The organism is Algoriphagus sp. 10J20-15 (assembly GCF_055809615.1).
On the sequence record NZ_JBVVUG010000048.1, the window covers coordinates 1 to 18,049 of the forward strand.

20 protein-coding genes and 1 pseudogene are annotated in these 18,049 nt (G+C 40.0%); 7 read left to right on the forward strand and 14 right to left on the reverse strand.

The annotated features are described in order from the left end of the window. On the reverse strand, positions 1 to 356 hold a 356-nt coding region (locus AC0L6R_RS22590), incomplete at its 3' end, for a C40 family peptidase (protein ID WP_473273254.1). Positions 357 to 461: 105 nt separating this feature from the next. Between AC0L6R_RS22590 and AC0L6R_RS22595 the strand changes: the two genes are divergently transcribed. From AC0L6R_RS22595 to AC0L6R_RS22605, 3 genes and pseudogenes are all read left to right on the forward strand, one after another. After that, positions 462 to 701 (forward strand): hypothetical protein, encoded by a 240-nt coding sequence (locus tag AC0L6R_RS22595; protein WP_283412210.1) that lies wholly within the window; start codon positions 462 to 464, stop codon positions 699 to 701. Between the two features lie 339 nt (positions 702 to 1,040). Further along, positions 1,041 to 1,418, forward strand: coding sequence for a GxxExxY protein (locus AC0L6R_RS22600; RefSeq protein WP_473273255.1), 378 nt, complete (start codon positions 1,041 to 1,043; stop codon positions 1,416 to 1,418). A 209-nt stretch (positions 1,419 to 1,627) separates the two neighbouring features. Continuing rightward, positions 1,628 to 2,619 (forward strand): annotated as a pseudogene (locus AC0L6R_RS22605) (D-alanine--D-alanine ligase). Positions 2,620 to 2,747: 128 nt separating this feature from the next. On the opposite strand, the gene metK reads toward AC0L6R_RS22605, so the two are convergent. The 11 genes from metK to htpG all read right to left on the reverse strand — a co-directional run bounded on the left by metK (position 2,748) and on the right by htpG (position 14,900). Then, positions 2,748 to 4,001 (reverse strand): methionine adenosyltransferase, encoded by a 1,254-nt coding sequence (gene metK, locus AC0L6R_RS22610; protein ID WP_473273256.1) that lies wholly within the window; start codon positions 3,999 to 4,001, stop codon positions 2,748 to 2,750. A gap of 107 nt (positions 4,002 to 4,108) precedes the next feature. Next, a complete protein-coding gene (locus AC0L6R_RS22615) occupies positions 4,109 to 4,684 on the reverse strand; it encodes a precorrin-2 dehydrogenase/sirohydrochlorin ferrochelatase family protein (RefSeq protein WP_473273257.1) in 576 nt (191 codons plus the stop codon). 127 nt (positions 4,685 to 4,811) lie between these two features. After that, positions 4,812 to 5,582: a uroporphyrinogen-III C-methyltransferase gene (gene cobA / locus AC0L6R_RS22620; RefSeq protein ID WP_283412206.1), complete on the reverse strand. Its 771-nt coding sequence runs from the start codon at positions 5,580 to 5,582 to the stop codon at positions 4,812 to 4,814. Then, positions 5,579 to 7,678 (reverse strand): nitrite reductase, encoded by a 2,100-nt coding sequence (locus AC0L6R_RS22625; RefSeq protein WP_473273258.1) that lies wholly within the window; start codon positions 7,676 to 7,678, stop codon positions 5,579 to 5,581. The genes cobA and AC0L6R_RS22625 overlap by 4 nt, the downstream gene beginning before the upstream one ends. Positions 7,679 to 7,773: 95 nt before the next feature. Then, positions 7,774 to 9,030 (reverse strand): sulfate adenylyltransferase subunit 1, encoded by a 1,257-nt coding sequence (locus AC0L6R_RS22630; protein WP_283412204.1) that lies wholly within the window; start codon positions 9,028 to 9,030, stop codon positions 7,774 to 7,776. 136 nt (positions 9,031 to 9,166) lie between these two features. Continuing rightward, on the reverse strand, positions 9,167 to 10,066 hold the full coding sequence (gene cysD / locus AC0L6R_RS22635; protein WP_283412203.1) for a sulfate adenylyltransferase subunit CysD: 900 nt from the start codon (positions 10,064 to 10,066) through the stop codon (positions 9,167 to 9,169). A gap of 151 nt (positions 10,067 to 10,217) precedes the next feature. Then, the gene (locus AC0L6R_RS22640; RefSeq protein ID WP_473273259.1) at positions 10,218 to 10,922 is read right to left on the reverse strand and encodes a phosphoadenylyl-sulfate reductase; all 705 of its coding nucleotides are present in this window, start codon (positions 10,920 to 10,922) and stop codon (positions 10,218 to 10,220) included. Further along, the gene (locus AC0L6R_RS22645) at positions 10,897 to 11,169 is read right to left on the reverse strand and encodes a DUF2061 domain-containing protein (protein ID WP_283412201.1); all 273 of its coding nucleotides are present in this window, start codon (positions 11,167 to 11,169) and stop codon (positions 10,897 to 10,899) included. Before AC0L6R_RS22645 ends, AC0L6R_RS22640 begins: the two co-directional genes overlap by 26 nt. A 75-nt stretch (positions 11,170 to 11,244) precedes the next feature. Next, complete coding sequence (locus tag AC0L6R_RS22650; RefSeq protein WP_283412200.1) at positions 11,245 to 11,661, reverse strand: RrF2 family transcriptional regulator; 417 nt, start codon at positions 11,659 to 11,661, stop codon at positions 11,245 to 11,247. A gap of 330 nt (positions 11,662 to 11,991) precedes the next feature. Beyond that, on the reverse strand, positions 11,992 to 12,669 hold the full coding sequence (locus tag AC0L6R_RS22655) for a hypothetical protein (RefSeq protein WP_473273260.1): 678 nt from the start codon (positions 12,667 to 12,669) through the stop codon (positions 11,992 to 11,994). 344 nt (positions 12,670 to 13,013) lie between these two features. Continuing rightward, entirely contained in the window at positions 13,014 to 14,900 is a 1,887-nt protein-coding gene (gene htpG, locus AC0L6R_RS22660; RefSeq protein WP_473273261.1) for a molecular chaperone HtpG, read from the reverse strand. A gap of 176 nt (positions 14,901 to 15,076) precedes the next feature. Between htpG and AC0L6R_RS22665 the strand changes: the two genes are divergently transcribed. After that, complete coding sequence (locus AC0L6R_RS22665; protein WP_283412197.1) at positions 15,077 to 15,742, forward strand: heme exporter protein CcmB; 666 nt, start codon at positions 15,077 to 15,079, stop codon at positions 15,740 to 15,742. Positions 15,743 to 15,968: 226 nt separating this feature from the next. Here AC0L6R_RS22665 and AC0L6R_RS22670 read toward each other — a convergent pair whose 3' ends face one another. After that, on the reverse strand, positions 15,969 to 16,172 hold the full coding sequence (locus AC0L6R_RS22670) for a PIN domain-containing protein (RefSeq protein WP_473273262.1): 204 nt from the start codon (positions 16,170 to 16,172) through the stop codon (positions 15,969 to 15,971). Then, the gene (locus AC0L6R_RS22675) at positions 16,169 to 16,363 is read right to left on the reverse strand and encodes a type II toxin-antitoxin system VapB family antitoxin (RefSeq protein WP_283412195.1); all 195 of its coding nucleotides are present in this window, start codon (positions 16,361 to 16,363) and stop codon (positions 16,169 to 16,171) included. Before AC0L6R_RS22675 ends, AC0L6R_RS22670 begins: the two co-directional genes overlap by 4 nt. 219 nt (positions 16,364 to 16,582) lie before the next feature. Between AC0L6R_RS22675 and ccsA the strand changes: the two genes are divergently transcribed. From ccsA to AC0L6R_RS22690, 3 genes are all read left to right on the forward strand, one after another. Then, complete coding sequence (gene ccsA / locus AC0L6R_RS22680) at positions 16,583 to 17,257, forward strand: cytochrome c biogenesis protein CcsA (RefSeq protein WP_473273263.1); 675 nt, start codon at positions 16,583 to 16,585, stop codon at positions 17,255 to 17,257. 94 nt (positions 17,258 to 17,351) lie between these two features. Next, positions 17,352 to 17,594 carry a CcmD family protein gene (locus tag AC0L6R_RS22685; RefSeq protein ID WP_283412193.1) on the forward strand — a complete coding sequence of 81 codons (243 nt, stop codon included), beginning with the start codon at positions 17,352 to 17,354 and terminating at the stop codon, positions 17,592 to 17,594. Positions 17,595 to 17,606: 12 nt separating this feature from the next. Beyond that, positions 17,607 to 18,023: a cytochrome c maturation protein CcmE domain-containing protein gene (locus AC0L6R_RS22690; RefSeq protein WP_283412192.1), complete on the forward strand. Its 417-nt coding sequence runs from the start codon at positions 17,607 to 17,609 to the stop codon at positions 18,021 to 18,023. Positions 18,024 to 18,049 lie beyond the last annotated feature (26 nt).

The following is an 18,049-nucleotide window of genomic DNA, read 5'->3' on the forward strand; positions in this document are numbered from 1 at the left end:
GCACCTATACCCGAGTGAGTAACCTGCTTTCTTCTTTTACCTGTGGCAAAAAACAGTACATCACCAGGCTTGATCTCATTAGTCCGGATACTCTTACCCATTTTACTTTGATCCGTTGAGATTCTCGGCATCGTAATTCCCACAGAATAAAACGAATGATAAACCAAGGCTGAACAATCTATTCCAGCACGAGTGGTTCCTCCATAACGATAAGGTGTTCCTGTATAACTTCTAGCAGTCTGAATGACAGTATTGAATGGCTCGCTGGCAACTTTCTTTTTGGATGCGCGAGAAGTACCGAGCATCAATCCCAAAACGAGAAAAAAAGCGGTAAAACGGAATTGTTTGAGCAGCATAGTGGTTTTTGTTCTCTCAAGTATAAGACGAAGCCAATCAGGAATCAACCTTTTTTGATCAAAAAGGAATTCATTTTAGTAACTTAACGAGTGCAATTGAAGATTATGAGTAAAGAAGAATTCACCAACCTCCCTTTCCACAAAAAAATAAATACCCTCTACACCGAGGGTACATTTGTGGTCGGTATACGCTATTACAAGCATAAGGTGAATCTTTATCTTCTCGAAAACGAATACATCGAAGTTTTCTATAATCACAAACAGGATAAAATTGATAAAATTGACTTTTTGCCACGAGATCATACTCGAATGAAGTTCTATTTGGATCAGATAAAGTTAGCATGATATTTCCCGCAGATTAAAACCAATTTGCATAGAATAATTTCCCGCAGATTGACGCAGAAAAAACACGCTGAGTTGCGCAAATTTTTGATGTTGTACTATAGATTATCTCGGATTGAATTTGAGGTTATTTTCGGGAAAACAAACTGCATCAAATAAGCCTCTCGATGATTTACAGAGCTTTTTTAGGAGCAGAGATTCTTTTGATAGTTCAAGATCCTCGACAATCTGCGTTAATTATCTGCGTAGATCTGCGGGAAATATCAACAATCATCTCCGGGAAATATGAACTAAATTCGACTGATATTCAGTAAATTAGACACACTTTTTAAATCAGACAAAATGACTGAAAACGATATTTCTTATAGAATACGAGGATGTATTTTTAAAGTATACAACCGCCTAGGGCCAGGATTAATGGAATCTGCTTATGAACTCGCTTTAACTCATGAATTAGAAAAAGACGGGCTAAATGTAAGACGTCAAGTAGGTCTTCCGTTAGTTTATGATACGATTAAGTTAGATGTTGGCTATAGGATTGACTTAATAGTTGAAAATAAGGTCATAGTCGAAATTAAATCAATTGAAAACCTTTTGGAGGTACACCATAAGCAAATCATTACTTATCTAAGACTATCAGGATTAAAACTCGGACTATTGGTTAATTTCAATGTGGAAGATATTACTGAAGGAATTATCAGGAAAGTCAATAACCTTTAGGTTTCCCGCAAATCTACGCAGAAAAAAACGCTGAGTTGCGCAGATTTTTGATTGACATAATTGTTTTTTGTTTTAAAGATCCGCGACAATCTGCGTTAGTTATCTGCGAACATCTGCGGGAAATAGCCCCGAAAGTTAGTAGGATAGGAAGTAGCTTTGCGGGAAATTCCCAAAAATTCGAGTAATTCGTATCATTAATTTTTATACCCATGAAGAGAAAAATTGCCCTGGTTACAGGTGGATATACCGGAGAATCTGTCATTTCTTTAAAAAGTGCTGCTGTGGTAGAAAAAACCATTGACCGCAATCTTTACGACGTTTACAAAATCCTGATTTATCCTGGAGATTGGCATTTTCTGTCTGCCTCAGGAGAAAAAATTCCAGTGGACTTAAACGACTTCAGTATAAGAATCGGTGATGACAAAATCACCTTTGACGGAGTGTTCAACATTCTTCATGGCTCTCCGGGAGAAGATGGAAAGCTTGCGGGCTATTTCGACATGATCGGTATTCCATACACTACTTGTGATCAGCTGAGCTCTGCCATTACAATGAACAAGGGCTATACAAAAGCAATTGTAGACGACATCGAGGAGCTGCACATTGCCAAATCACTTCAGCTTTTTGAAAACTCAGCTAAAAACCTAAAGCGGGTACAAGATGAGCTGACTTTGCCTCTTTTTATCAAACCAAATAATGGAGGAAGCTCTATCGGTATGAGTAAGGTAAAAGCGCTGGGAAGAATTGCCTGAGGCTTTGGATAAGGCTTTTGCGGAAGATAAACAGGTGCTGGTAGAAGAGTTTGTCTCAGGGCGGGAATTTTCTATTGGCTGCTATAAAGGTAAAGGAGAAATCACCGTGCTTCCCGCCACGGAGATCGTGAGCAGCAAAGAATTCTTCGATTATGAAGGCCAAATACGTGGCAGGAGTGACAGAAGAAATCACCCCAGGAAGAATGTCTGATGAAGAAGTTGCCAGTGTAAATCGGATTATTGCAAAGATCTATGAAAAGTTAAACTGCAAAGGCGCGATCCGAGTAGATTACTTCCTTCAACACGAAACAGGCAAATTTTACTTCATCGAAGTAAATACAGTTCCTGGCCAAACTGAAACCAGTTTGATTTCCCAGCAAGTGAAAGCCATCGGCATGGAGGTGAGGGATTTTTATACTGAGTTGATTGAGGAGATGTTTATTATTTAAGACATAAGTATTTAGACATAAGTAGCTAGATTGACACTTCCTCCCATCTCAGAATCTTGTATTGAGAATTCTAAAAAACTTGCTACTAAAAATAAAGGCTTCCGATTTATAACCGGAAGCCTTTATTTTTATAGTCCAAATGCAGATTTAATCTTATCCACGTAATCAAGCTTTTCCCAAGTGAATAACTCCACATCGAGCTTGATCTCATCTCTATATGGAGATACAAACACCTTGGTTACCACTTCATTTTTTCTACCCATGTGGCCATAAGCAGCCGTTTCTTCATAGATAGGATTTCTCAGTTTCAATCGTTGCTCGATAGCATACGGACGCATATCGAAGATTTCTTCAATTTTCTTCGCGATAGCCCCGTCATTCAGATCAACTTTGGCAGTGCCATATGTATTGATATAAATACCCATAGGCTTGGCAACTCCAATCGCATAAGAAACCTGCACCAACACCTCATCAGCAAGACCAGCAGCAACCATGTTTTTTGCAATATGCCTAGTAGCATAAGCTGCAGAACGGTCAACTTTTGAAGGATCCTTGCCAGAGAAAGCCCCTCCACCGTGTGCACCTTTGCCTCCATAAGTATCTACGATGATTTTTCTACCTGTCAAACCTGTGTCACCATGCGGTCCACCTATTACAAACTTACCGGTAGGATTGATGTGATATTTTATTTCTGAAGTGAAAAGCTTTTGTATTTCCGGTTTTAGCTTAGCAATTACTCTTGGTATCAAAATATTGATGATATCGGATTTGATCTTAGCGAGCATTTTCCCTTCCTCATCAAAATCATCATGCTGAGTAGAAACCACTATTGCTTCTATACGCTGAGGCACATTGTCGTCAGAATATTCTATAGTTACCTGAGCTTTGGAGTCAGGGCGGATATAGGTGATATCTTTATTCTCTCTTCTCAAATCTGCCAATTCGCGAAGGATCATGTGTGATAGATCCAAAGCCAAAGGCATGTAGTTTTCAGTTTCATTGGTGGCATAACCAAACATCATTCCCTGATCACCTGCACCTTGCTCTTCCGGACTCTGACGAACTACACCTTGATTTATCTCTGAAGATTGCTCATGAATTGCTGAAAGCACTCCACAAGAGTTTCCTTCAAACATGTACTCACTCTTTGTGTAACCGATTCTGTTAATCACGTCACGGGCTATTTTCTGAACGTCAAGGTAAATGTCAGAATTCACCTCACCAGCTAGGAACACCTGACCTGTCGTCACAAGAGTTTCACAGGCTACTTTGGAATTTGGGTCGAAGGCTAAAAAATTGTCAATTAACGCGTCAGAGATTTGATCTGCGATTTTATCTGGATGCCCCTCAGAAACAGACTCTGAGGTAAATAGATATGCCATAAATATAAGTTGGTAATGCGTATTTTAAAGGAAGCCCAAAAATACAGTAACTGGAGGAAATAAAAAACTTAGGGTTCTAGGGATTAATGAATATTGTTTTCGATGGTTTAGCTCTTCTTTACAAACCCCTCAGTAATCTGATTCATCGCTTTGACTTTGTATTCAAAGTCTCCTTTGAGAGTTTCACGGTAAGCATTTAAATTATTAAGTAAATCATCCAATTCCTCTGGAAGTACATCTTCCAATAATTGGCGAAGTCGCTTTGCTGCCGTTGGGGATTTACCATTGGTGCTAATGGCTATTTTCAAGTTTCCTTTAGTGACAATTCCGCCCAAGTAGAAATCACATAATTCCGGAGTATCAGCTACATTCACCAACAAAAAGCGTTCTTTCGCTTCGTTACGAATCTGTCGATTTACAGATTTATCATCAGTGGCAGCAATCACAATATGCTTTCCGCCAAGATATTTCTCATGATAAACATCCTCTATCAAAGTCACAGAATCGGTAGTCGAAGCTAGATCAAGAAAGGGTTGCGAAAATTCCCTAGAAACAGCAGTCACCTGAGCATTGGGACTAGATTTCAATAAGAACTCCAACTTTTCCGTACCCACATTTCCTCCTCCGATCAGGAGCACGTTGAGTTCGTGAACTTTGAGAAATATGGGGTATAATTGGTTCATGTGATTTAGGATAACCTTTGAGGTGTCATTTCGAGCGAGGGACGAGTGAGAAATCTCCTCGAAGGTTTAATACCTTTAAGACACCGTACACTATTTTATTAACAAAACCTTCGAGGTTTTAAAAACCTCAAAGGTTATACTTCACCGCTTCTCGGTATACTTCAGCTAATTTAATGCTTTCTCGCACTACTTCTCCGATGATAATAATCGCAGGAGCTTCTACTTTGTTTTCAAAAGCTTTTTCCTCTATATCATGAATAAAACCAGCAGTGATTTTTTCATCTATGGTTGTGCCGCTTTGGATGATTGCTATTGGCAAATCTCGTTGGCCAAACTCCCGATAAACCGATACGATGTCAGCCAATTTCTTGGTTCCCATCAGCACCACAACAGTTGCTGTAGATTGCGCTGCGAGTGCCAAATCTTTGGAAAGTTCTCCCGCTGAAGTTGTGCCAGTTACTACCCAGAAGCTTTCTGAAACTCCTCGTTTGGTCACTGGAATTCCCGCCGAAGCTGGAACAGCAATAGCCGAGGTAATCCCGGGAATCATTTCAGTTGGGACGCCAAATGCTTCTATGTATTCAATTTCTTCTGATCCGCGTCCGAAAACAAATGGATCTCCACCTTTCAGACGAACTACATGTCCATGCTTTTTGGCTAAACTGACACATAGTTGATTGGTATCTTGTTGTGGGAAAGAATGTTTCCCAACTCTTTTTCCCACAAATACCTTTAATGCGGAATCAGGTGCATGATCAAGTAATACTGGATCTATCAATGCATCATATAACACCACATCAGCCTTATTCAGTGCCAAAACAGCCTTTAGCGTGATCAATTCAGGATCTCCAGGACCAGCTCCGACCAGCGTTACTTTCGGTTGAATTACGGTGTTCATGCAGTCACCTCTTCCTCACGGTAGCTTTTCAGCAATCCGTAAATTTCCAATGCCTGAGCAGCATAAGCATTTGCAAACTCTTCAGTTGGCTCATTCTGATTGATCTGGTAAACTTTTTCAGAGAATGATCCTCCCAAATCAATTTTACCAGATTCTACAAATACCTCATCAAATTGCTTGATGATATTCGCATAGGAATTAGTACTTACACTTTCGCTGAGCAAGATCGCCTTTGCAGCATTGATCAAGCCTGCGTAATGATGGTAAATACTATCAGACCAGCGTCCTTCTTCCAGGCATTTTTGAGCGATATCGATTTTTTCTTTCGCTTCCAAAAGCAGAGTAGCAACCAAGTCAAGTACCACTCCGGCACATTCACCCACACCCACTGCAATTTTATATTCTTCAGTATTTCCCCAGTCCACATAATCGGCTGGAGTCACCGTAGATGCATCACCTAGTTCCTTCAATAATTCATAGAAATAGATCTGACCTTTCTCGTCATAGTAGCTCAGGAAATCCAGACCATTTGCATTTGCTTCGAAATCATCCAGTAAGATTCTCAATGCCTGAGGACCTCTTTTACTTGGAATTTTCGTCACTTTATCTGCAAAGCGTCCATTTCCATCACCCATATTTCCACCTCCAAGCAGTACTTGAAGCGCAGGAATTACAACTTTTCCGGATTTCATGGACATACCCTGAAAACCAATATGAGCCATATTATGCTGGCCACAGGCATTCATACAGCCTGAGATCTTAATCACTAAATCTTGATTTTTCAGATATTGAGGATATTCAGCAAGTATTACTTTTTCCAATTCTGCTGCAATACCAGTTGAGCTAGCGATGCCAAGGTTACAAGTATCTGTACCTGGGCAAGCGGTAATATCTCCCAAAGAATTATATCCAGCAGATGCCAAACCAATTTCCTTCAACTCTTTGTAGAAATATGGAACCAAATCCTCACGAACATCACGGATCAGGAAGTTTTGACGAAGAGTAAATCGTACCTCAGCACTTGCGTATTTCTCTACCAAATCAGCCAGTTTTCTTGCCTGATCTGTATAGAAATCTCCAAGAGGAACTCTAACGCCGACAGATACAAAGCCTTTTTGCTTTTGCGGCAAAATATTCGTGAGCTTGAAATGCTCAAAGTCCAACCCAAGCTCCTCTTCTACAGTTGCAGAAGGGGCATCAGGAAGAATTTGGGCAGCATCATATGCTTCAAAAGCTATAGGATATGACTTAAATGGAAGTGCTTTTTTCTCATTTTCAACCAGTTCCAAAAATGCTTCCAACCCAATATCCTTGATCAGGAATTTCATTCTGGCTTTCATTCTTTTTGCCCGCTCACCATGGCGATCAAAGATTCTGATCACAGCTTCTGCAAACGGAATAATCTGATCTGCTTCCACAAACTCAGAGAATACATCCGCATGACGAGGCTGAGATCCAAGACCTCCACCGAGCATCACTTTGAACCCTCGAACTTCTTTGCCGTCAATCTCTTTCACTTTTGGGATAAAGCCCAAATCGTGCAGGTAACTCAATCCAGTATCTTCATCAGAAGAGGAAAAAGAAATTTTGAATTTCCTTCCCATTTCCTGAGAAATTGGGTTTCTTAAAAAGTATTTGAAAGTCGCATCAGCATAAGGCGTTACATCAAATGGCTCATTTGGATCGATTCCGGCTGTTTCCGAAGCAGTGACATTTCTGACCGTGTTTCCACATGCCTCACGAATAGTCACATCATCCCGCTCCAATTCAGCCCAAAGCTCAGGAGTCCTATCCAAGCTCACGTAGTGAATCTGGATATCTTGTCGAGTGGTGATGTGTAAACGTCCAGTAGAATATTCATCGGATACTTTGCAGATTCTGCGTAACTGATCGGAAGAAACACGACCATAAGGCAGTTTGATCCGGATCATCTGCACACCTGGCTGTCGCTGGCCGTAGATGCCTCGCGCCAGACGAAGGCTACGGAATTTTTCCTCGTCTATATTACCACCATTGAAAAGCGCAATTTTCTTTTCTAAATCGATGATATCTTGTTCTACTATATTGTTTTCAAGTTCTGTTCTGAAACTCTGCATGGCTTAATAGGTTTTTGAGGTTTGGAGTTGAAAAGTGGTAAGGTTAGAAAGTTGATCAGCTTAATGGCCTACTATCCAAATTTTCATTTTTCAGTCTATTCAATGAATCCAACCGAAACAGTATCGTATTCTGCTTCATCAATCAGAATAAAGCTTCCATTTGATTTATTTGACTTATAGGTATCAAAATGGATCGGCTTATTTAAGCGGAAATGAACCCGCCCGATGTCATTCAACTTAAGCGAATGCGCATCTTCTCCCCCAGAAAAATCCGTGTGAATTCTGGATTCTATCTGATCGACTTTCGCCATCACACGATTCACTCCGTGTTGCAAAATGTATTTTTTACCTACTGTTAGGGCCTTACTATTTACTTGGCAAATCGTAGCTGTAATTTGCTTTTCGCTACGTGGAACTGCTGAGCTTTTCACCAACATATCTCCTCGGCTCAAATCAACTTCATCTTCCAATGTTACTGCAATAGAGCTACCTGGAGCTGCTTCTTGGATTTCCTGATCGAAGTAGTGAATACTTTTGATTTTGGAAGTATTCAATGAAGGCAAAAGCGTTACTTCATCACCTACTTTCAGATTTCCTCCGTAAAGCATTCCTGAGAAACCTCTGAAGTCATGCCAAGCCTCAGTTTTTGGACGGATCACATACTGAACAGGAAATCTAGCTACGGTACTTTCTTCGAGATCTTTGGTCTCCAGCACTTCCAAATGATCTAATAAAGTGTTTCCTACATACCATGGCATTTCTGAAGATTTCCTGGCAATATTCTCTCCTTTCAAAGCAGATACAGGGATGAAGTTAATTTGATCTTCACTGAAATCTGACTTTGCTACCAACACATCAAAATCCGCCTTGATCTTCAAAAACACTTCCTCATCATAATCCACCAGATCCATTTTATTAACCGCTACCACCACATGGCTGATGCGTAATAAATTGGCTATGAAAAAGTGGCGATAAGTCTGCTCAATCACACCTTTTCTTGCATCGATCAAGATGATCGCTACCTGAGAAGTGGAAGCTCCCGTCACCATGTTTCTGGTGTATTCCACGTGGCCTGGAGTATCTGCTACGATAAAGTTGGTCTTAGCTGTATTGAAATAAATATGAGCTACATCAATCGTAATGCCCTGCTCCCGCTCAGCGACCAATCCGTCGGTAGCCAAAGAGAAATCAAGGTAATCGTATCCTCGCTGCTTAGAGCTGCGCTCGATTGCTTCGATTTTATCTGTAGTCAATGATTTAGTATCGTATAGTAATCGTCCGATCAGCGTGCTCTTGCCATCATCCACAGAACCTGCAGTAGCGATTTTTATAAGTTTTCTATTTTCAGACATGTTGTTCAGTTTTTTATTTTGCTGTTGTCCTGCTTCTCCAGAAGCTGGACTCGATTTTAATGCTGCTTTTGGAAAAGTAGCATAACGTGTGAGCCGAGTCTACTTGGTACTTTGTACTTGAGACCTTGTACTTTTTCTAAAAGTATCCGACTTTCTTCCTCGTCTCCATAGCTGCTTCGGATCGCTTATCATCGATTCTGGCACCCCGCTCGGAGATGGAAGAATCTCTGATTTCACCGACAACATCATCCAGCGACACAGCTTCTGAAAGAACTGCGGCAGTACAGGTCATGTCACCTACAGTTCTGAATCGCACCATTTTCACCATCACTTCTTCGTGGTCCTCACGAAACACATGCTCATTGGCAGTCCAGATCAACCCATCACGAAGGAATACCTCACGCTCATGTGCAAAGTAGATCGATGGAATCTCAATATTTTCAGTTTTGATATATTCCCAAACGTCCAGTTCCGTCCAGTTGGAAATCGGGAAACAACGCACGTTCTGCCCATTATGGATTTTACCATTTAGCATGTCAAAAAGCTCTGGACGTTGATTTTTCTCATCCCACTGACCAAAGTCATCTCTTACCGAGAATACTCTTTCTTTTGCCCTGGCTTTTTCCTCATCTCTTCTCGCTCCACCGATACAAGCATCGAATTTGAATTCTTCGATGGCATCCAAAAGCGTGGTAGTCTGAAGGGAATTTCTACTGGAATATCTTCCTCTTTCCTCACGAACTTTCCCCTGATCGATTGCGTCCTGTACATTTCGTACGATAAGCTCCAATCCTAATTCTTCCACTAGCCTATCCCGGAATTCTATAGTCTCAGGAAAATTATGCCCCGTATCTACGTGCAACAAAGGGAAAGGAATTTTAGCTGGATAAAAGGCTTTTTGGGCCAGTCTCACTAGTGTAATAGAGTCCTTTCCTCCGGAAAAAAGCAAAACCGGACGCTCAAATTGCGCTGCCACTTCACGGATGATGTGGATCGATTCTGCTTCTTTCGGATTAGGTATTAATAGGTTGTTCATGATATTTATGATTTATGAATTACGATTTACGAGGTGAAATCGTACCTCAAACTATATCTTCTATTTAGCTTTTCTATTTAATTGTCTTCGACTTCGCTAAGACTGACTACCTCTGCCTAAGTCTTGAATCTTATATCTAAAATCTTGAGTTTTACTTAGCATGCAAGCCACACTCTTTTTTCGAATCTTCCCACCACCAGCGGCCTGCTCGGGCATCTTCACCTTCCATAATCGCGCGAGTACATGGCGCGCAACCTATGCTGATGAAACCTTTGTCGTGCAGCGGATTATAAGGGATATTCTTTTCGCTGATGTAGGCAATCATATCATCAAAAGTCCAATCCAAAAGCGGGTTGAATTTTAGGATTTGGTTTACCTCATCCCACTCGACGCGCTTCATGTCTGATCTATTGGCTGATTGCTCAGCGCGAAGCCCGGTCACCCACACTTCATTTCCAGCAAGAGCTCTTCTTAGTGGCTCCACTTTGCGCACAAAGCAGCAGGATTTTCTATTTTCAACAGAGTCATAAAACCCGTTTATTCCAATCTCACTTACCAAGTTCTCCACAGAGGAAGTAGTTGGATAGTAAACTTTTATATTCTGCTTGTATTTAGCTTCTGTTCTGGAAAGTAGGTCTAGGGTTTCTGGAAAAAGCCTACCAGTATCCAAAGAAAAGATAGAAATAGGCAAATGAGCATCAGCAATCAATTGAGTGATTACCTGATCCTCCTGACCTAGGGAAGTGGAAAAAGTCACTTTACCCGGAAAAAGATCAGCTATCAAAGCCAATCCTTCCTGCGCGCTCAACTGAGACAGCTGAGCTTCCAGTTCATGCATATTTTTTTTCAGTGTCATTCGCTTGTGCTTTTGGAGTGCTTTCCCATGCTCTCTCGTGGAAATAATACAGGATGATCTTGGAGAAGACTTCTACCGAACCGATAGAAATGGCCATTACTAATTCGCCTGTGACGAAATAGGATATGATCATGGTATCAATGGTCCCGACAATTCTCCAAGAAATAGACTTAAGCAAGCTCTTGGCGTTGCTGTCCCTTCCGGACTTGCTAGTGAATAGCTTTTTGAGTGGCTGGTCTAAAATCATACAGGTTTATTACGAGCGTAAAGCACAAAAGTATATAAACCCTATAAAATATATAGGGTTTATGGTAAAAAAATTTTACTCCTCGTTCAAAATATCCTCTAAGGTTTTGTTCTCCAGTATTTTAAGAGTCTCGTCTCTCACTTGAATCATCACCCGATTTATCCCACAAACTGCCTCATTTTTGCACTCATCGCATGGTTCGTAGTAGTTTAAACTCACACAAGGAAGTAAAGCAATTGGGCCATCCAATAAGCGGATCACCCGCGAAAGCGGAATATCTTTGGGTTCCTTGATTAAGTAATAGCCTCCGCCTTTTCCTTTTTTACTTCCGAGCATTCCTGCTTTTTTGAGTTCCAAAAGGATATTCTCCAAAAACTTATGGGAAATCCCATGCTCTTCGGCAATCTCCTGAATAAGAACTGTCTTCTCATCTTTGTGTCTTCCAAGATAAGTCAGGGCATGTAGGGCGTATTTGGTCTTTTTAGAAAGCATAGATCAAAAATACTCTTTTTCGTGGAATACCCTAGTACCGTACTAGGCTTTAATAAATATGGCAAAAAAAACGGGTATGAAACCATACCCGTTTTAATATTTATAAATAATAGCTTGTTCTTAAAGCAATTCCACACTTCTCTTTACAAAAGCAGTAACCATTTTATAAAAATCTCCCTAGGATCAAAGCTAAGAATAAGATAACTAGAGAAATGGAAAGAAATGAAACCTTCTTTTTTTCCTTTTTTCTTTCATACAGCTGAATTGACGAAAGAATCAATCCAATTATAAAAAGTATCAACTTAAAATTTTCCCAATTCATATACTCAATCATAACCAACCCATACAGTCTGAAAAGTCATATACAGCCAAGGTAGTTCCAATAACCCCCAGACTCCTATCAACCACCTTCCGGATTGCCTTTCTGATTGCTGCCTTTTTCATTTTTTTGTTTGCTCCACCTTCCAGAACAGCGAAAACAGCGGATATGCCTACTGCATCAGCTAAGCAACCTCCAATTGTATCTGATTGAGCAAGTGCAGAACTTATTCCAAATAAACTGGAATAGTATATATCAGATTCATCTAAAAAATAAATCAACCTATTTTGAGCCAATTCTTCTTCCAGAAGAACAATTACTTGTGCTGTCAATGAAATATCAGGTGAATCGAGGCTACCAAATTCTTCAATGATCTCTTGGTCAGAAAATCCGTAATAGTACAAAATATTAGTTGCCACAGGTCTGATTTCTCCTTCTAATACCATAGCAAGCTCTTCTTGATTCAAACGGGAAACATTACTTACATTATTTGACGCCATAATTTCATTGTGTGCTACACTAATGCTTCTTTTAAAAGTATCAAACAATTCTAACCTTTTTCTTTCATCCATTGACGACTCAAATTCTACTTCTTCTGAGATCGAACAAGATTGAATAAAAGAAAATGATAGAATGAAGGTCACGTAAATTCCACAAATAACAAATGTTTTTCTTAGTTCGTTTAACATAGACTCATTGATTAAAAATTACAAAGATTGATTAAAAAGTCCTCAGCGCCTTAAACCTGAACTAAACATACCCCCCCATTTATAAAACCAAATTTTAGTTTAAAAATATTTTAGAGTTTTAGTTAACCAGCTGATAATCAGCAATTTTATTTTTAGTTCACAGTATAATGATATTCATAACCTATTATAGTTCAATTAATTAACAAAAACACAAAACCGGTTTTAAACTGCATAGTTTTAAGTTTGAAAAATCAATACAACAAAAAATCCCCGAGCTTCTCGGGGATTTTTAGATAATCAAACTCTCCAAGGGTTCAAAACCTTTGGAGATTTGCCGGTATCTATTATAACAATTCCACACTTCTCTTTACAAAGGCAGTCAGGTCTTTACCTGTAAGCAAGCCTTGGGAAAGCAATGCCAGATCAAATGACTGTTTAGCAATCTTGATCTTTTCTTCTTCGGTTTCTGCTTTCAGGACTTTGTCCACTGCAGGGTGATTTCCGTTGATGGCTACTTTGTAGGCATCAGGAAGGGAACCGTAGAAGCCCATTCCTCCGCCTCCAGTTGCAGCCATGTCTTTCATTCTGCGCATGAATTCTTCCATGGTGATCGTCACTGGAAGTTCCTCAGGACTCAAGCCTTCCACTTCTACTGTATAGGTCTTGTTGTTGATTGCTTTGTCAAAGATTTCCTTCACTTCCTTGCTCTGATCTTCAGTTAGCAAGTTGGCGTAAGTTTCATCCTTCTGGATCAGCTTCTCAGCCACATCAGCATCCACACGCTTGAGTTGCGTTTTCTCCAGTTTGGATTCTAAGTTTTGGATAAAGTGACTGTCAATCGGTGAATCCATCACCAAGACATCGTAGTCTTTCTTATTGGCAGATTGGATAAATCCATCCTGCTTTTCCAAATCAGTTGCATACAAAATGACCGTTTGCTCATTCTTGTCTGTTTGATTTGGCTTTATTTTAGACTGGTATTCTTCGATAGTGAAGAATTCGCCATTTGTATTTTTAAGTAATGCGAAGTCTTTCCCTTTCTCGTAAAATTTCTCCTCAGAGATCATTCCGTATTTCACGAAAAGTCCGATATCCCCCCATTTTTGCTCGTAAGCCGTTCTGTCTTTTTTATAAAGCTCAGCAAGCTTATCCGCTACTTTCTTCGTGATGTACGAGTTGATTTTTTTCACGTTGCTATCCGCCTGCAAGAAGCTTCGGGATACGTTCAGTGGAATATCCGGAGAGTCAATCACCCCATGAAGCAACATCAGGAACTCAGGAACGATGTCTTTCACTTCGTCTGTGATAAACACTTGACGGCTGAATAATTTGATCTTGTTTCGCTGAAGTTCGAATTCGTTTTTCACTTTCGGGAAATACAACACCCCCGTCAAGTTGAATGGATAATCCACATTCAGGTGAATCCAGAAAAGTGGATCCTCGGACATTGGATACAGCTCCTTGTAAAATTTAAGGTAATCCTCATCAGTCAGATCACTTGGAGACTTAGTCCAGATCGGAGCAGTAGTATTAATAAAGTTGTCAACTTCTACTGACTTCCATTTCTTCTCGCCTTTGTCATCCACTCCATCTTCTACAGATTCGGTTTTAGTACCAAATTTGATCGGAACAGGAAGGAACTTCGCGTACTTGTCCAAAATTCCCTGAAGCTTCCATTTGTCCAGGAATTCCTCAGAATCTTTATTGATATGAAGGATAATAGTCGTCCCGCGCTCTTTTCTCTTTCCTTTGGAAATTTCGAAAGAGGTAGAACCATCACAAGTCCACTTAGCAGCTTCTGCTCCTTCTTGGTATGAAAGTGTATCAATTTCTACAGTATCAGCGACCATAAATGCCGAATAGAAACCTAAACCAAACTTACCGATGATCTCATTGGCATCTTTAGCGTCTTTGAATTTCTCGACAAATTCCTCTGCTCCGGAGAATGCCACCTGGTTGATATACTTTTTAATCTCCTCAGCAGTCATCCCAAGACCATGGTCAGAGATGGTAATGGTTTTCTTTTTCTCATCGAAACTTACTTCCACCGTAGTGTCACCAAGTTCGCCTGTGTACTGACCTAATGTCGCTAAACGCTTAATTTTTTGAGTCGCATCGACAGCGTTAGAAACGAGTTCTCTTAGAAAAATCTCGTTATCAGAATAGAGAAACTTCTTGATAATCGGGAAAATGTTCTCGGTATGGATCGAGATCGTGCCTTTTTCCTGCATGGCTATAAATTAGTTTAGTTAAACACAATGTTTGTCGGGCTCAGAATTGCAACTGTTGTTCCAAAGGAGAATTGATGTCAATTTGGCAGAAACGAAAGTCAGAAATCAAAAGTGAAAAATCTGAAATTTCACGATTTTAGATTTCTCACTTCATACTTCTGACTTACCTTTGGGCGATGTGGAAAGAAATCTCAGTTCTGATTAGCAAGGAAGTCACCTTAGAGTGGCGACAGAAATTCGCGCTGAATGGGATTTTGCTTTATGTGGTTTCGGCAGTTTTTATCACGTATTTAAGTGTAGGAGCTAGAGAGGGGAATATTTCAGAACCCACTTGGAATGCCTTGTATTGGATCATTATTCTGTTTTCTGCTGTGAATGCAGTTGCCAAAAGCTTTGTCCAGGAGCATCAAGGTCGCCAACTCTATTACTATATGATTGCTTCTCCTGAATCAATCATCCTTTCTAAAATAATCTATAATACCGGTCTAACTCTCATACTAGCACTTCTGGGCTATGGAGTTTTTTCAGTGATCTTGGGAAATCCAGTTCAGGACCAAGGCTTATTTATCCTGAATTTAGTTTTGGGTGCTTTAGGCTTTTCAGCAAGTTTGACGATGGTTAGTGGAATTGCTTCCAAAGCAGGGAATAATGCAACGCTAATGGCGATTCTTAGTTTTCCAGTAATTATCCCGATTTTGCTTATGGCCATCCGCATTTCCAAAAATGCGATGGACGGATTAGATTGGAGTGTAAGTATGGATTATCTTTTTACACTTTTAGCGATCAATGCGATAGTTGCCGTGACAGGATATATTCTGTTTCCTTATTTGTGGAGATCGTAGTCTTCGCTATTGGAAATTCATCATTCATTATTTAAAATTTCAAAAAATCGACTTCAACCCAAGATAAGCCACAAAAGGCTCAAAGTCTTTGTCGTTGTGTAAGAGTTCAATTTCAGATTTGATGCAAAAGCAGCAATGACAGAATCGATTGTTTTGCGGATTGTAACTCCTCTTTTCCTCAATAGCCTAAAATTCTCAGCGCTTGCAATCGCTATATCTTTTCCTCCTAAATTGAAGAAATGTAAATCTTCAAAAAAGGCTTTTGCTTCCCTAAAGTTTTGTCAGCGGAGAAACCCTGAAGGACTTCCATCATAATCAAATCACCTGTACAGATAATTTCCGTCCCAAGTGACTTATGCAAAAAATCAGTTTGTGCATTCTCTTGCCCGTTGAAGTAATCTATCCAAACAGAAGAATCCACCAAAATCATGAATCGATTCTCATTTTATCCAAATCACCTTCCCACTTCATTTTTCCGCGAAACTCTTTGATTCGTTTCTGCTTTTTCAACCTAAGAATTAACCGCAAACCTTCTTCTACAGTGGCCTTTTTTGTAGTCAAACCAGAAGCCTTCATGGCCTCATCCATTAACTTTTCATCTATTTCAATATTCGTTCTCATAATGTGTACGATTTCACTAAATATACACATAAAAATAATTTTACTGTCAAGCATTAATTCTTTCCAGAGAAAGTCTGAGATAAATAAGAATGCTTGAAGTTCTGTAGATCTCGTAAATCGTAAATCTAATATCCTAAATCCCCTCAAAAGACTTCACAAAAAGCACCGTTTTCAGGAACTTATGACTTATTTTTGCGCTTGAATTAGCAAAAATGCCCTATGCGCCAATCCTGGTGGAAAATTCTTGCAATCGCCCTGCTGCTGTACACGCTAATCGCAGGCTTGCTGATGGAAGCACCTCGACTTCCTATCCTCAACGAAACAATCCGTGCTCTTCACTTCCACGTGACCATGTGGTTTGGAATGATCCTGATGCTGGTGATCTCAGTGTACTACAGCATCAAGTATCTCCGAACTAATGACATTAGAAATGATGATTTGGCTGTAGAATTCACCAACTCAGCAATTCTTTTTGGAGTTTTGGGAATAGTAACCGGAATGCTCTGGGCAAAATTTACCTGGGGAGATTACTGGAGTAGCGATCCCAAGCAAAATGCTGCGGCCATTGGGATACTAATGTATTTCGCATATTTAGTGTTAAGAAATTCTCTTTCTGATTCTCAGCAGAGAGCTAGAATCGGAGCCATCTATAACATTTTCGCATTCGCTGCTTTTATTCCCCTTATCTTCGTATTGCCAAGACTAACAGACAGTTTGCACCCAGGAAATGGTGGAAACCCCGGCTTCAATGCGTATGATTTGGATTCCAAACTTCGTGTAGTGTTTTATCCGGCGATTATTGGTTGGACACTTTTAGGTAGCTGGATCGCAACTGTACGCGTCAGAATGCGTAGGGTGGAAAGGACAATTGAAGACAGAATGATTAATTCCTGATTGATGAAATCGAGCATGATGGCAACAACACAAGAAGGAATGTTAATAAACCATGCGAGATTCCATGTGGCCAATTCAAATCAATAATAAACACATGAAAAAATTATTAACTATAGCTCTTTTGGTTTTCAGTCTTTCTGCTTTGGCACAAGAGAAAATTCCTGTCACAGAAGCTGACTACTCAAATAATTCAGTGGAAATGGCAGACGTCATGCGCTCCAACGGCAAAATTTATGTTCTTGTGGGTGTGATAGTGATCATCTTCGCAGGAATCACTGTTTATCTAATCAGCACTGACCGCAAGATCAGTAAGCTTGAAAAAAATCTTCATTCCTAAAATTCAATAAAGATGAAAACAGGACATATAATAGGATTAGGAATTATTGCAGTTGCCATTGTAATCATCATGACTTCTATAGGTGATGCAAGTAGCTACGAAAGCTTCACCACTGCCAAAGAAATGAAGCAGGACGGAAACGACAAAGCTATCCATGTCGTAGGTCAGCTGAAAAAAGACGCGAGTGGAGAAGTCACTGGATTAAATGTAAGAGAAGACAAGGTTTCTTTCACTTTCATGTTGGTTGACAACGAAGGAGTGGAGCAGGAAGTGTTTTACAATGAGCCAGTACCTGCGGATTTTACCCGTTCAGAATCTGTGGTAGTAATTGGTTCTTATAAGAATGATGAAATCTTTATTGCCGATAAGATCCTAATGAAATGCCCTTCCAAATACCAAGAAACTGAAGTTCAGTCGGCAGGAATGTGAGTTAAGCTCAGTTAGAATAACAAATC